Consider the following 15,657-nt stretch of genomic DNA (forward strand, 5'->3'; position numbering starts at 1 on the left):
CACGTTGTTGTTCCTACTCCTACCATTGACAGGGGTAACTTATATTTGTCAGGCTGAGCCCTTCGACTTAGCTCAGGATAAACTTAAGTCGAAGCCCTAAGACAAACCCTTCGACTCTACCTGGTGGTTAGACAGGTCCGCTCAGGGTGACGCAATCTATAAATTGCCAACTTTCATTCAGCTACTTTATGTTTGAGAAAGTGTTGACCTCTCGTAATGAATGATCACTTGTTACTTACCCCTAAGGGGTAACACATCCGTAGATGAGTTATAAAACAAAATTCCAACGACCCCAAAGGAGGTCGAACAAATTCTCTTTTTGGGTATTTGAGAATGGCACGCTGCAGGGTTCGTGGCAATGAATGATCATTTGTTACTTACCCCTAAGGGGTAACACATCCGTAGATGAGGTATAAAACAAAATTCCAACGCCCCCGAAGGAGATCGAACAAATTTTCTTTTATGGTATTTGAGCATGCCACGCCGCAGGGTTCCTGGCAATGAATGATCATTTGTTACTTACCCTAAGGGCTAACACATCCGTAGACGTGGTATAAACCAAAATCCCAACGACCCCGAAGGAGGTCGAACAAATTCTTTTTTATGGTATTTGAGAATGGCACGCTGCAGGGTTCGTGGCAATGAATGATCATTTGTTACTTACCCCTAAGGGGTAACACATCCGTAGATGAGGTATAAAACAAAATTCCAACGCCCCCGAAGGAGATCGAACAAATTTTCTTTTATGGTATTTGAGCATGCCACGCCGCAGGGTTCCTGGCAATGAATAATCATTTGCTACTTACCCTGAAGGGGTAACACATCCGTAGACGAGGTATAAATCAAAATCCCAACGACCCCGAAGGAGGTCGAACAAATTTTCTTTTATGGTATTTGAGAATGGCACGTTGCAGGGTTCGTGGCAATGAATAATCATTTGCTACTTCCCCTGAAGGGGTAACACATCCGTAGACGTGGTATAAACCAACATCCCAACGACCCCGAAGGAGGTCGAACAAATTCTCCTTTATGGTATTTGAGAATGCCACGTTGTTGTTCCTACTCCTACCATTGACAGGGATAACTTATATTTGTCAGGCTGAGCGGAGTCGAAGCCCTAAGACCAGCTGTTCCGCATTTGCAATGTGGAACCCGTATAACGGAGCATTTGCAATGCCCCTAACCATTCGTTTTATGCTACCACCATCTCCCTGCTTCTTACCTCATATTCCACACCAGATCCGATCCCCTCTGTGGCTGGCTCCCCTTCAGGGGCCGGGGGGAGGGGGGCAATGAGAATAAGGGAATACTGAATGTCAAAAGCACGATTGGTCTTAGCACATTATTCTTTCTGTACCGTACGAGGTTCGACCCTTTCAGGGTCGTTGGGATGACGTATTGCTTGACATCTACGTATGTTTGACCCCTTCGGGGGCTGGAGTGGAAATTGGAATGAGGAATGGAATGTTGAATTAGGCATGCTGAAAGTCAAATGTTGAATGACAAAGACTGAAAACTTATTCCATTTCCAGTCTTTACTCTTTTTTCCATACGTCGGTCCTCGCACTTCCTATTTCGTACCTCATACCTCGTATTTCCATCCTCTTTAATCGATAACTTCAGATAATGCTTTTCCACATTTGCAATGTGGACCCTATATATAATAGGGCATTTGCAATGCCCTCTTCTGTCTCCGGTCTTCCATCAAGCAGGTTCAAGACTCCCCTCTCACTATTAAAATTCCTTTTCCTTATGAAAAACCTATTATTTCCTTTCATGATTTTATATGAATTGCCTAAATCCATATAAAATGATCAAGATTATTTGAATAAATTCAATAAATTGGCCTTTTAAATATGGAAATATTATAAGATAAAACTGGAATAGTATCTTCAAAAGAATTAATAAGCAACATTGTCCTGATTTATTTACTTCTATTAAAGATTAGAATTATGTATTTACTATTCAGGCTGTTCTTATATAATCTTATTTTATCAGTCAGAACTATATGAGAATCCCTATAAAGGCCATTGGAGGATCCGGTTTTGAACAATTGTGAAAGGTGTTTAAAAAATGAGTTAACTTGCGAAGTGGACGAGCAAGATCCACTCATTTTTAACCTGAAGCAATTTTTCAAAATCAAATTGGGACAATGAAATAAATCGGAAATGGAATAGACAAATTTGAAGGAGGCTCCACAGGCCTAGTCCCGATAGCTATCGGGATGGTTCTTTTCATCGATGGAAATGCGAAGCATTCATGAAGACCATTAAAACTATTCTATCACTGAATAAAAGAACAGAAAACATTTTAATAAATTGAGATAATCTAAGTACATGAATTTTGTTGCTCAGATTATTTATAAAATAACAAATTGCTTAAAATTATTTAAACCCCTATTATAATGCATAAAAAATATCGCTTTTTTAGTTTAATGCTAATAAGCAGCTTATTATTTTCTGTAAGCCTAAATGCACAGCAGGCTTCAAAAGAGAAGCCGAACATTATCTTTATTCTTACCGATGACCTGGGATATGGGGATTTGGGTAAATTTTTCCAAAATGAACGGATGGCCACTGGAGATCGCAGTGAGCCTTGGATATTAACGCCAGAATTGGACAAAATGGCTGAAGCAGGAGCCATGTTGACTAATCACTATACTTCTGCACCGGTATGTGCGCCTTCAAGGGCCTCTATTTTAATGGGGGTAAACCAAGGTCATGCCCATGTCAGGGATAATCAGTTTGACAAGTACCTGGGAGATAATTATACCATTGCAGATGTACTCAAAGAAGCAGGCTATTCGACAGCCTTAATTGGGAAGTGGGGATTGCAAGGTGAAGGAGAAGGTCCTGATTGGCCATCGCACCCACTCAAGAAAGGATTTGACTATTACTACGGTTATATCCGTCACCGTGATGGACATGAGCACTATCCCGTAGAGGGAGTTTATCGTGGAGCTAAAGAGGTTTACGAAAATTATGAAATAACCCAAGGGCTGGACAAATGCTATACTGGTGATCTATTCACAGCCAAGGCCAAACAATATATTATTGAGCATAAAAAGGAAAAAGCAAATGAGCCATTCTTTATGTTCCTTTCTTATGATACTCCTCATGCTGTTTTGGAATTGCCTACCCAGGATTACCCAGAAGGAGCAGGCCTAAATGGTGGCTTACAGTGGTTGGGAACTCCGGGAAAAATGATCAACACGGCCTCTGGAGAGGTGGATTCCTTTACTTACCCTGAATTTGCCAATGCCACCTATGATGATGATAAAAACTCGGCCACACCTGAAGTGGCTTGGCCTGATACCTATAAGCGCTACGCTACGGTAAACAGAAGAATTGATGACCAGGTTGGGGATATCCTGCAATTATTGAAGGACTTGGAAATTGATGAGCATACCTTGGTGGTATTTACCTCTGATAATGGACCTTCTAGAGAGTCCTATTTACCTAAGGAATATGTCGATTATACACCAGAGTTCTTTAATAACTTCGCAAACTTTGATGGCATCAAAAGGGATGTGTATGAAGGTGGCTTGCGAACGGCCACCATTGCTTACTGGCCAGGCCAAATAAAGGAAAATACGGTGGTGGATGAGCCTAGTATTTCTTACGATTGGTTGCCTACTTTCGCAGATGCTGCGGGAATAGGGGCTCCAGTGAGAGCTGATGGGGTCTCATTATTGCCGTCCCTGACTGGAAAAGGTAAACAGCTGGAAAGCCAGGTCTATGTGGAATATTTCCAAAATGGCAGTACGCCTAAATACGCAGAATTTACTGAAGCTCATCAAGGCAAGAAACGTGGTCAGATGCAGATGATCCGTAAAGGAAATATGGTAGGAGTAAGGTATAATATCCAAGGCCATGATGATGACTTTGAAATCTATGATGTGACTCAAGATACTCAACAAGCGAGTGATTTGGCTGCTACGATGCCAGAGCTCCAAAAGGAATTTAAAGCTGCTGTACTAAGAAAAAGAATTGCAGATGCGGAAGCTCCTCGACCATATGATAAGGAATTGGTGCCGGCATTGGATTTGAAAAAAGCCAAGCCTGGATTAAATGTTTATAGTTATCATTATGATGCTCCTTGGATTCCACAGTTGAAAGGAAAGGCAATTCAAAGTAAAAAACTGACCGCTTTATCTTTTGCTGATGAGCAGTCTAAAGGTAACCTCCAGGTTTACGAGGGGTATATAAGGGTGCCTGGTGATGGTAAATATGAGTTTTCAGTAGAGGCTGGATCCCAAAAAGTTTTCATGAGAATACATGATATAGGAGTCTTGGATGGAAATTATTCCTCTGATGGCCCAGTTTCAGGTACAGTATATCTGGAAGCGGGTTATCATCCCATCAAGCTTTATTATTCCAATAAAGGTTTGGACTCCAAACCAAAGCTGAATCTATACTGGAACTTCAATGACACAGGCAAAAGTGAATTACCTGACAATGTTTATTTCAGGTAACAATTATTGACTTATTTAGAAATGGAAATATTGTTCAGAAGCTTTGCTGCTGGACAATATTAAATTTAATAATCAACTTAAATGTTTAAATGAGACTTAATTAACAGAAGAACCATAAATAGAATTTACAACCAAAACAAATAAACCGATTCTGAGTATTAGGGGATTTACACGTAAACAAAATATAGCCTTTATAATGATATCTATACAAGACGGCCCTTGGAGTATCTGGTTTTGAAGGATGGCGGAAGATGCTAAGAAAATGAGTTAGCTTGCGAAGTGGACGAGCAAGATCCACTCTTTTTTAATCTGTAGCTATTCTTCAAAATTAAATTGAGAAAAATGAATATTTCCTTAAACGGGATTGATCAATTTGAAAGATACTCCACAGGCCTAGATTTTTGGTTCTTTTCATCGATGGAAAAGAACATAAAAAGATCAAATTATGAAGTAGATAATTCCATATGTATGTTTACCTAAGATTAGATTAGTAAAATTAATTATTAACTTATGAAATATAATTCTTTAAAATTACTGGCCTTGTTCCTATTGGTAACGATGGCCACTATAGGATGTAGTTCCAAAACCCAAAATGAAACAGCAAGTGCTGAAGTTACCAAACCCAATATCATAGTAATTTATATGGATGATTTGGGATATGGTGATGTCAGTGCTTATGGTGCTACCGAAATCAGTACTCCAAATATGGACAAACTGGCCAATGGCGGAATTCGTTTCACCAACGGCTATGCCTCTTCAGCTACTTGTACTCCAAGTAGATATGCACTATTGACAGGCATGTATCCTTGGAGAAATAAAAACGCTAAGATCCTTCCAGGTACTGCGCCATTGTTGATCAGTACCGACCAGATGACCCTTCCTAAAATGCTTAAAGAACAAGGTTATTATACTGGAATTGTAGGAAAGTGGCACCTTGGATTGGGGAGCGGAAATGTCAATTGGAACGAAAAAATCAGTCCTAGCCCTAATGAAGTTGGCTTTGATTATAGCCATATTTTGGCAGCCACTCAAGATAGGGTTCCCACAGTTTATATAGAAGATGGTCATGTGGTCAACCTTGATCCCAACGATCCTATTGAGGTGAGCTATTCCAAGAACTTTGAAGGGGAGCCTACCGGTAAAGACAATCCTGAATTGTTGACGATGAGATGGCATCACGGACATAATAATAGCATTGTAAACGGTGTGCCTAGAATTGGCTTTATGAAAGGTGGAGAAGCTGCCAAATGGTCTGATGTAGACATGGCTGACCATTTCTTGGCAAAGGCCCAAGAATATGTTAAAGCTCATAAGGATGAGCCATTTTTCCTTTACTATGCTTTGCAACAGCCACATGTGCCGCGTACGCCACATCCTAGATTTGAAGGTAAATCAGGTATGGGGCCTAGAGGGGATGTTATCTTGGAGGCAGACTGGTGTGTAGGAGAGTTTTTGAGAACCTTGGAGGAAGAAGGCTTGATGGAAAATACTATGATTGTCTTCTCCAGTGACAATGGTCCAGTATTGAATGATGGTTATTATGATGATGCAGTAGAAAAATTGGGTGACCATACGCCAGCTGGTCCCCTTAGAGGTGGCAAATACAGTTTGTTTGAAGCGGGTACCCGTGTGCCATTCATGGTATACTGGAAAGATAAGATTGCTCCTCAAGTTTCTGATGCCTTGGTTTGCCAGATGGATTTATTGAATTCGGTGGCTGAATTGGTGGGCAATGAGCAAAAAGATTTGGACAGCAAAAACCTTTTGGATGCATTTATGGGGAAAACCCAAAAGGGTAGAGAGGAATTGGTTTTGGAAGCTACTTCAAGAACCGCCTTAAGGCAAGGTGATTGGATAATGATTCCTCCATACAAAGGCCCTGCTGTAGCTGGACATGTGAATATTGAATTAGGCAATGATAGCGAATATCAGCTTTATAATCTAAAGGATGACATTGGCCAGCAAAACAATGTGGCTGCCAGCAATCCTGAGAAACTGGAAGCTATGATCGCTGATTATAATGAAATCAGAGGTAACGAAAACAAAGAAGTGGAAGCTTTGGAATTAAAATAAACCTTAGCACCAAGCCCTCCTTCAAAAGCCCGGATTATATCCGGGCTTTGTTTATTTAACGGGGATATTGATGGATAAAAGTGACTTTGTACGACACCTTCGGAGTCGGTAGGTTCTTCAGATTAGGCGATTTCGTTAAAAAGGTTTGATCCCTTCGGGATCCTGCTAGATAATCTATTCTTTAGAAAATCTTCCTATTACCATCTGTACCCCGAAGTGGTAAAACATGCTTAGCCTGGTATGCGATATTCCTGTACCGACCCTGAAGGGGTCGAATATTTTTGTTGTAGTTATTTGATTATCAATGTTTTGTTTTTAATTGTATAATCAATAAATTAAATTCCATTTTTAAATCTATAAATATGTCCAGTACTTTTTCACAAATATATATCCATGTGATTTTTGCAGTTAAAGGAAGAAGAAGCTTAATAAAACCTGAATGGGAAACTGATCTGCACAAATACATTTCAGGAATAATTACCAATAAAGGACAAAAATTACTGGCTATAAATGGCATGCCTGATCATATTCATATCTTGATAGGAATGCGACCATCCTGCTGTTTATCTGATTTGGTCAGAGAAATAAAAAAATCCAGTAATTCATATATAAACCAATCGTTAATAAAGGGACGAGTATTTCTTTGGCAAGAGGGATTTGGAGCTTTTTCCCATTGTCCAGATTCCATAGATCGGGTTATTAGTTATATTCATAATCAAAAGGAACACCATACCAAGAATAAATTTCGCAAAGAGTATAAGGTCTTTTTAAATGAATACGAGGTGGAATTTAAGGAAGAATACTTATTTGATTGGATAGATTAAGTTAGTCATGGAAAGTTTTTTTGTACGACTCCTTTGGAGTCGGTTGGTAATATGCATTTGTTTTTGTTAGGGCGGTTTGATCTCTGTGGAATCCTGATAGCTTGTCCAATAATTTTCTGCTAGGGTGGTATGATTCTTTTTTGTATTCAGCTGTAGGATCCATTCATTTTCGTAAATCTTCCCGTTACTATTTATACCCCGGAGGGGTAATACATTTTTAGTCTAGGATAAGATATTCGATACCGACCCCGAAGGGGTCGAATATGATATTTTCGGTAAAGAACAATTTTTAAGGATATGTAGGATGCGGTTGTTTTTCTTATCTAATCACCCGTTTATGTTCGACTCCTTTGGAGTCGTAGGATTATACATACTTATGCGATTTCGTTAGAAAGGTTTGATCCCTTTGGGATCTTGATATGTTCTTTTATTGGTCTCAATCGCTAGTGAAACCTATGCACTTCTAGTACATAGTGGTTTAGTTTCGAAAATCCCCCATTGCTATTTATACCCCGAAGGGGTAAAACACTTTTAGCCTGGTATACAATATTCCCATACCGACCCCGACGGGGTCGAACAAACCGTCAGCAAGAACATGTTAGCCAATATTAATTAATGTGTTATGATTTTATTCTTGTGTTGATAGCAACCCTGATATATCTATTATGAACCGAAGAATTTTTTTAATTGGATCGATGATAATGACTATTAAAAATGGTCCTATTACCCCGCAGGGATAATACACAATTAGGGTCGATAGCGAAAATCAAATCCCGCCCCCGACGGGGTCGAACAAACCGTCAACAAGAACAGGTTAGCCAATATTAATTAAAGTGTTATGATTTTATTCTTGTGTTGATAGCAACCCTGATATATCTATTATTAACCGAAGAATTTTTTTAATTAGATCGATGATAATGACTATTTAAAAAGGTCCTTTTACCCCGTAGGGGTAATACACAATTAGGGTCGATAACGAAAATCTAATCCCGCCCCCGAGGGGGTCGAACAAAGCGTCAACAAGAACAGGTTAGCCAATATTAATTAATGTGTTATGATTTTATTCTTATGTTGATAGCAACCCTGATATATCTATTATTAACCGAAGAATTTTTTTAATTAGATCGATGATAATGACTATTTAAAAAGGTCCTTTTACCCCGTAGGGGTAATACACAATTAGGGTCGATAGCGAAAATCAAATCCCGCCCCCGACGGGGTCGAACAAACCGTCAACAAGAACAGGTTAGCCAATATTAATTAAAGTGTTATGATTTTATTCTTGTGTTGATAGCAACCCTGATATATCTATTATTAACCGAAGAATTTTTTTTATTAGACCGATGATAATGACTATTTAAAAAGGTCCTTTTACCCCGTAGGGGTAATACACAATTAGGGTCGATAGCGAAAATCAAATCCCGCCCCCGAAGGGGTCGAACAAAGCGTCAACAAGAACAGGTTAGCCAATATTAATTAATGTGTTATGATTTTATTCTTGTGTTGATGGCAACCCTGATATATCTATTATGAACCGAAGAATTTTTTTAATTAGATCGATGGTAATGACTATTTAAAAAGGTCCTTTTACCCCGCAGGGGTAATACACAATTAGGATCGGTAGCGAAAATCAAATCCCGCCCCCGACGGGGTCGAACAAAGCGTCAACAAGAACAGGTTAGCCAATATTAATTAAAGTGTTATGATTTTATTCTTGTGTTGATAGCAACCCTGATATATCTATTATTAACCGAAGAATTTTTTTTATTAGACCGATGATAATGACTATTTAAAAAGGTCCTTTTACCCCGTAGGGGTAATACACAATTAGGGTCGATAGCGAAAATCAAATCCCACCCCCGAAGGGGTCGAACAAAGCGTCAACAAGAACAGGTTAGCCAATATTAATTAATGTGTTATGATTTTATTCTTGTGTTGATGGCAACCCTGATATATCTATTATGAACCGAAGAATTTTTTTAATTAGATCGATGGTAATGACTATTTAAAAAGGTCCTTTTACCCCGCAGGGGTAATACACAATTAGGATCGGTAGCGAAAATCAAATCCCGACCCCGACGGGGTCGAACAAACTATTAAAGAGAAAAGACAATTTCCCTATAGCTAATGGGAAAGCATTATATTTATTAAATTAAATGCTCATTTTTAAAACCATAAGATAACTGTACCATGGAAAGAATCATCATTAAAACCACTGTGAATGCCCCGATCGAGAAAGTTTGGAAATATTGGACTGAACCAGAACATATCACAAAATGGAATGCCGCCTCCGATGACTGGCATTGCCCTAGTGCCGCCAATGACCTAAAAAAAGGAGGCGTTTTTACCGCTAGAATGGAAGCAAAAGATGGTAGTATGGGATTTGACTTTTCAGGTGTTTACCGGGATGTAATACAAGAGGAACTGATCACATATGATCTGGAGGACGGAAGAAATGTACAGGTGGTTTTTAAAGCTGAAGGTGATAAAACATTAATTGAGGAAACATTTGATCCGGAGAGCTTAAATCCATTGGAAATGCAAAGGGCAGGCTGGCAGGCAATTTTGGATAATTTCGCAAAATACGTTGAATCCAAATAATGGGATAAATATATATATTAGAAATTTAACATACTTAAAGGCCTTATTGGAGAATATTAACTACTATTCTCTGATAAGGCCTTTTTTAATTTAACTTTTTAGTTATTGATTTTATTTTACCCAATATCCATACCTGATTTGCAATAGCCATAAAAAGCTTTTAGGAAATTTTGATATTAAGCTGCCTAGATGTTGTTTTATTTTGATTTAGGGTATTGGATAGGGTTGAATAATATATTATTGCTAACTCCTATCCATAATTCTGCCCAAGAATCCTTTGTTAATATTTCCCAAAACACCCAAAATGCTTCGCCTGAATACACAGTTTTCAGATAATAAGGATAATCCAACCAAGGAGGATGCCTTACCCCTAATGGGCAATTCTGTTAGTTCCCTAACAGATGAATCATTATGGGAAGGAGTGAAAATGGGTGAAGATGAAGCCCTGGCCGAAATCTATACCCGCTATGCAGATAGATTGTTTAACTACGGCACTCAGATAACCAATGATCGGGACTTGGCATATGATATTGTTCAAGATGTCTTTTTGTATATGGTCTCTAAAAAACACCAATTAGGAGAAATTAAGTCCATTAAAAATTACCTCTATTCATCCTATCGCAGAAAACTGTTAAGGGTTTTAAAGCGAAACAGAAAGATAAAACTAAATGAAGATTATGAACGGGAGGATGGTTTTAAGATGGAGGTTGAAGCTGATTTCTATGCCTTGACTACCCCCTTTACCATTGATGTGAAAAAACTTCTTCACAAAATCAGCAATGACTTACCTGTAAGACAAAGGGAAATCATTTCACTCTATTTTTTTGAACAGCTTTCATACAAGGAGATTGCTGGGATAATGGATTTTTCCAATTTACGCTCCGCTCGAAATCTACTTTATAAGGCACTTAACAATATGTCCGAGGTCTTGAAAAAACATGAAGACGTACTTTTTCTGCTGCCTCTATTATTGAATATGGTTTGATTTTAAACTCTCTTCCAACCTCCCACTTCGGACTTCCCTCTTCCAACTTTCAAAACACCCTTATTCAGGCTATTGGCTTTATTTCAGATAAGCAGATTTAACTTGAATTAATTTTTTTTAAAAAAATCTCATTTTTTCCGATGTCACTTTTTGAATGTGTGTCTCTAAGTAATCAATAAAGCAAAATTGATTTCAATCTAGAGATATATAAATGGAATTCAAGCCAAAGAACGAATCTGATTTTCTGAAAAACACATTTTTTATCAAATGGGTAAGTGCGCCAAACGACCATAGCAACAGGTACTGGGAAAAGTGGTGCAGGAACAATCCTGATAAGATAAAAATGTTCAATAATGCCAGACTGATAGCCAAAAACCTGAAGCCTGTTGAAGAAAATAAGATGGATGAAGAAAGATTCTATAAAGGTTTGGATCAACTTATCCTGGCTAACCATAAGAGTGATGAGGAAGGTAGTAGCAGATATTATGCTGTGAAGAAACCTGGAATTTTCACTTGGGGAGGGTCTATAGCGGCATCTATTCTTCTTTTGGGAATGATGATGCTTTCTTACAGTATTTGGTTCAACAAACCAAAGGAAGAGGTTATTGCAGTGAGTATTCCAACAATATATAAATCAGCCCCAAAAGGCATAAAAAAGACGGTCATGCTTCCTGATGGGTCTAAGGTGGTATTGAATTCAGGTAGTAGCATAAGTTATCCTGAAACTTTTGGCAATACTAGAGAAATAGATTTGAAAGGACAGGCATTTTTTGATGTGGAAAGGGATACAGCAAGGCCCTTTATAGTTAAAAGTGGGGAATTGGAGACCAGGGTATTAGGAACCTCTTTCGATATCAAGGCATATGATGGCCAAAACAAACTCCATGTAGCTGTAGTAACAGGGAAGGTCCGTGTGAGCACGGGCAATGGAATAGAAAGCCATATTACTCCAACAGAAGCCATTTTTTATGACAGGAAAACCAATGCAATGAGCAAGGATTTCTATGATTATGAATTATTGGTGGGCTGGAAAGAAAAGATCCTAAAATTTCAGGATACGCAGTATGATGAGGTTTTTGAACAACTCTCCAACTGGTATGATGTCTCCTTTGTCATTGAAAAGGATGTAACACTTGAAGGAGACTATACAGGGAGGTTTGAAGACCAAAGCCTCAAAAATGTTCTGATGGGAATGGAATATTCTGCCGGAATAAAATTCGAAATACAGGGACAAACAGTATTGGTGAAATCCAAGGACAATACAATGTAAACTCATATGATTATTAATAACATAATTTTCAACTAACCCAGAATGATTATGAAACAACACGTACCAATTTTAAATTTTAGCAGGATGGTATGGATGCCATTTTTGCTGGCATTTGTAATGTTAAGCCAGACCCTGACTGCTAGGGCCAACAGCTCACAAGACAAGGGCATTGATGAAGTGTACCTCACCATTCATGCCAATCAGCAAGAGCTTTATTCCATTTTTGAGGAAATAGAAAGGAAGACAGGTTATGCCTTTGCCTATGAGAAGCAAAGGCTGGGAAATGTGCCTCCGCAAGATCTGTCCGTTCAAAATGGTACCTTATTATCGGCATTGGAGGAGCTTTCAAGAAATGCCAAATTACGTTTTAAAAGTATCAATAATACCATCCATGTTTCCAAACAAGAAGAAGAGGTTATGGTGGAAAACGTAGTGTTTGATAAAACAGTGAAGGGAGTGGTAACCTCTGCAGTTGATGGAATGGCCATTCCAGGAGCAACTGTAAGCATTAAGGGGACCACAACAGGTACTGCAACGGATATTGACGGGGCTTTTTCTATCACTGTTCCTGATGAGGAGTCAATACTGATCTTTTCTTTCGTGGGATACAAGCCTCAAGAGATTAGGGTTGGTAATCAGTCGATCATCGAAGTGGTGCTGGAAGAGGATCTTCAGGGTTTGGAAGAAGTGGTTGTAGTAGGCTTTGGTACCCAGAAAAAAATCAATGTAACTGGTGCTGTGGCAGATGTAGATGGTGACGTACTTTCAAGAAGACCTGTAACCAATGCTGCTTCCATGTTGCAGGGTAGGTTACCAGGTGTAAGGGTAGTACAAAATTCTGGTCAACCTGGAAATGAAGGCCTTGGGATCCAGATCAGGGGCCAAGGTACTTTCAGTGGTGCGGGTTCTAATCCATTGGTCCTAATAGATGGTGTAGAAGGTAGTTTATCCGATATCTCTCCAAATGATATAGAGAATGTTTCTGTTCTTAAGGATGCCGCTTCAGCTTCAATCTATGGTTCTAGGGCTGCCAATGGTGTGATTTTGGTAACTACCAAAAAGGGATCTAAGGGAGGATTGAAAATTGATTATAACGGCAACTATGCCATCAATACACCTTCTAGAATGCCAGAATTTATTACCAATTCTGCAGAATATATGGAATTATTCAATGAGGCAAAGTTGAATACCAATATCACTACTGGCCTGTACACCCAGGAGCAGATAGACATGTACAGAAATGCTACGGATAGGAATAAATATCCCAATGCAGATTGGGTGGACATCATGTTTAATCCTGCACCGACGCAAAACCACTATTTGTCGTTCAATGGGGGCGAGAAACTAACCACCTATAATGTTTCACTAGGATATGTCAATCAAGAAGGGGTGATGAAGGGCTTTGATTATGAGCGCTATAATTTTAGGGTAAACCTAAACTCTGGTTTGAATGAAAATATCAAGTTCGGTACCAACCTATCTTTAAAAAGGGGCGACCGATCTAATCCGCGTCAGGGAGGGGTGGACATGTTCTTGTCCACTTTGTCACAAGCTCCAACCTATATGCCTACCTTGCCTGATGGCTCCGGAAGGTATGCTTATAAAGCTTTTCCTTTTGAAAGTAATAATAAAAACCCTGTGGCCATTGTAGAAAATGGGGTGCTCAATACCTTGGTGGACCATTCTATCAATGCCCAGGCCTGGACAGAATTCCAATTGGTACCGGGATTAAAATGGTATACCAAGGGAGCTGTGGTAGCTGATTTTTCAAAAAGTAAAGACTGGAGGCCTGCTGTACCATTATACAATTACCAAACTGGTGATTTTATGACTGATTTGGATGTGGGAGGTAGAGGGCTCATGATGGATGCTTATCAGGAGATCTATACCAATTTGTTTACTTACTTAAATTATGAGAAAAGTATTGACGAAAAGCATCATTTAAACTTGCAAGGTGGATATAGCCAAGAAAGTAACTCCTATGAGTTTTTAAGAGGTTATAGAGAACGTTTTTCCAGCAATGAACTATTAGAGTTGGATGCTGGTAGTCCAGCAGTGCAAAATGCTTCCGGAACTAGCAACGGTTGGGCCATCCAATCATTTTTTGGACGTGCAGGCTACAATTATGATGAGCGCTATTTACTTGAGGTGAACCTTCGTTATGATGGTACCAGTAGATTGAGTCCAGATACTAGATGGGGTGCTTTCCCTTCTGTTTCTGCAGGTTGGAGGGTGTCTGAAGAGTCCTTTATTGCTGATGGAGATATCAACTGGTTAAATGACCTTAAGCTTAGGGCTTCATATGGTGAACTGGGAAATCAAAATATAGGTCTTTACCCTTATCAGGATATATTGGTGTTCACTGGAGCCTACCCGTTTGATAATGCAGACCTTTCCACCGGGGTCGCCCAAACCAGGCTATCCAATGCCAATATCAAATGGGAAACCACCAAAGTGACCGATATTGGTCTTGACATGTTGATTTTTAATGGACTGAGTGTTACAGTGGATTGGTATAAAAAGGTCACCTCTGACATTTTGAGGGAATCCCAATTGGCCGGGGTAGTGGGATTGACACCTCCTACCATCAATGACGGGGTGATGGAGAACACTGGTTTGGAATTCAGCATGAATTATAGAAACTACATCAAGGATGGTAGTTTGGAAGGATTGAATTATGAAGCCGGTTTCTATATTGACCGATTTAGAAATAAGCTGGTTGAGTATGGAGCAGAGCAGATCAGCGGTAATAATATTTATCGGGAGGGATTACCTTGGGGCAGCTATTATATGTTGGAATGGGAAGGTATTTTCCAAACAGAGGAAGAAGTTAACAACTCTCCAAAGCAATTCAATGATAATACCACTCCAGGAGATTTGAAGTTCAAGGATCAAAATGGAGATAATGTGATCAATGCAGATGACCGTGTAGTTATAGGCAATCCATTTCCAAAGTTTGAATATTCTTTTAACCTAGGAGCTTCTTATAAGGGATTTGACTTTTCTGCTTTCTTCCAAGGAGTACAGAAAAGGGATGTTTTTGTAAACAATTGGGGAACAATACCATTTGTACAAGGTGCCGTACCAACAGTGGATTGGAGAAATCGCTGGACTCCTGAAAATCCTTCGACAACCATGCCTAAAATGTACTGGGGATGGAATGATGGTGGTAAGATTTCTAGAGCATCTACCTATTTCCTACAAGATGCCAGCTACTTGAGAATGAAGAATTTGGTGCTGGGATATAGCTTTAATGAAGCCATTTTGAATAAGCTGAAACTCAACAAATTGAGGGTTTATTTCTCAGGGGATAATTTATTTACCATCACTGATTATCCTGGACTTGATCCTGAAAGAGGTGGGAATGGGAATTTCGTAAACTATCCGCAGAATAAGATTTACTCTTTTGGCCTTCAAGTTCAACTTTAAT

Annotated in this window: 7 protein-coding genes; all 7 read left to right on the forward strand. The window is 39.1% G+C overall.

All coding sequences use genetic code 11. The annotated features are described in order from the left end of the window. Positions 1–2,404 precede the first annotated feature (2,404 nt). The 7 genes from KMW37_RS11925 to KMW37_RS11955 all read left to right on the forward strand — a co-directional run bounded on the left by KMW37_RS11925 (position 2,405) and on the right by KMW37_RS11955 (position 15,656). A complete protein-coding gene (locus KMW37_RS11925) occupies positions 2,405–4,474 on the forward strand; it encodes a sulfatase-like hydrolase/transferase (RefSeq protein WP_215224864.1) in 2,070 nt (689 codons plus the stop codon). Between the two features lie 510 nt (positions 4,475–4,984). Further along, entirely contained in the window at positions 4,985–6,547 is a 1,563-nt protein-coding gene (locus KMW37_RS11930; protein ID WP_215224865.1) for a sulfatase family protein, read from the forward strand. 362 nt (positions 6,548–6,909) lie between these two features. Further along, positions 6,910–7,371 (forward strand): IS200/IS605 family transposase, encoded by a 462-nt coding sequence (tnpA, locus tag KMW37_RS11935; RefSeq protein WP_215224866.1) that lies wholly within the window; start codon positions 6,910–6,912, stop codon positions 7,369–7,371. Positions 7,372–9,561: 2,190 nt separating this feature from the next. After that, a complete protein-coding gene (locus tag KMW37_RS11940) occupies positions 9,562–9,972 on the forward strand; it encodes an SRPBCC family protein (protein WP_215224867.1) in 411 nt (136 codons plus the stop codon). 304 nt (positions 9,973–10,276) lie between these two features. Continuing rightward, complete coding sequence (locus tag KMW37_RS11945) at positions 10,277–10,957, forward strand: RNA polymerase sigma factor (RefSeq protein ID WP_215224868.1); 681 nt, start codon at positions 10,277–10,279, stop codon at positions 10,955–10,957. A 211-nt stretch (positions 10,958–11,168) separates the two neighbouring features. Beyond that, a complete protein-coding gene (locus KMW37_RS11950; protein ID WP_215224869.1) occupies positions 11,169–12,227 on the forward strand; it encodes a FecR family protein in 1,059 nt (352 codons plus the stop codon). A gap of 48 nt (positions 12,228–12,275) precedes the next feature. After that, a complete protein-coding gene (locus KMW37_RS11955) occupies positions 12,276–15,656 on the forward strand; it encodes a SusC/RagA family TonB-linked outer membrane protein (protein WP_246581459.1) in 3,381 nt (1,126 codons plus the stop codon). The last annotated feature ends 1 nt before the right edge of the window (position 15,657 follow it).

The organism is Echinicola shivajiensis (assembly GCF_018642165.1).
In the GTDB taxonomy this organism is placed as follows: Bacteria; Bacteroidota; Bacteroidia; order Cytophagales; family Cyclobacteriaceae; genus Echinicola; species Echinicola shivajiensis.

What these genes read in the sequence shown, in the direction of transcription:
- KMW37_RS11925 (WP_215224864.1), top strand. Translation starts at nt 2,405, where the DNA reads ATGCATAAAAAATATCGCTTTTTTAGTTTAATGCTAATAAGCAGCTTA.
- KMW37_RS11930 (WP_215224865.1), top strand. Translation starts at nt 4,985, where the DNA reads ATGAAATATAATTCTTTAAAATTACTGGCCTTGTTCCTATTGGTAACG.
- tnpA (WP_215224866.1), top strand. Translation starts at nt 6,910, where the DNA reads ATGTCCAGTACTTTTTCACAAATATATATCCATGTGATTTTTGCAGTT.
- KMW37_RS11940 (WP_215224867.1), top strand. Translation starts at nt 9,562, where the DNA reads ATGGAAAGAATCATCATTAAAACCACTGTGAATGCCCCGATCGAGAAA.
- KMW37_RS11945 (WP_215224868.1), top strand. Translation starts at nt 10,277, where the DNA reads ATGCTTCGCCTGAATACACAGTTTTCAGATAATAAGGATAATCCAACC.
- KMW37_RS11950 (WP_215224869.1), top strand. Translation starts at nt 11,169, where the DNA reads ATGGAATTCAAGCCAAAGAACGAATCTGATTTTCTGAAAAACACATTT.
- KMW37_RS11955 (WP_246581459.1), top strand. Translation starts at nt 12,276, where the DNA reads ATGAAACAACACGTACCAATTTTAAATTTTAGCAGGATGGTATGGATG.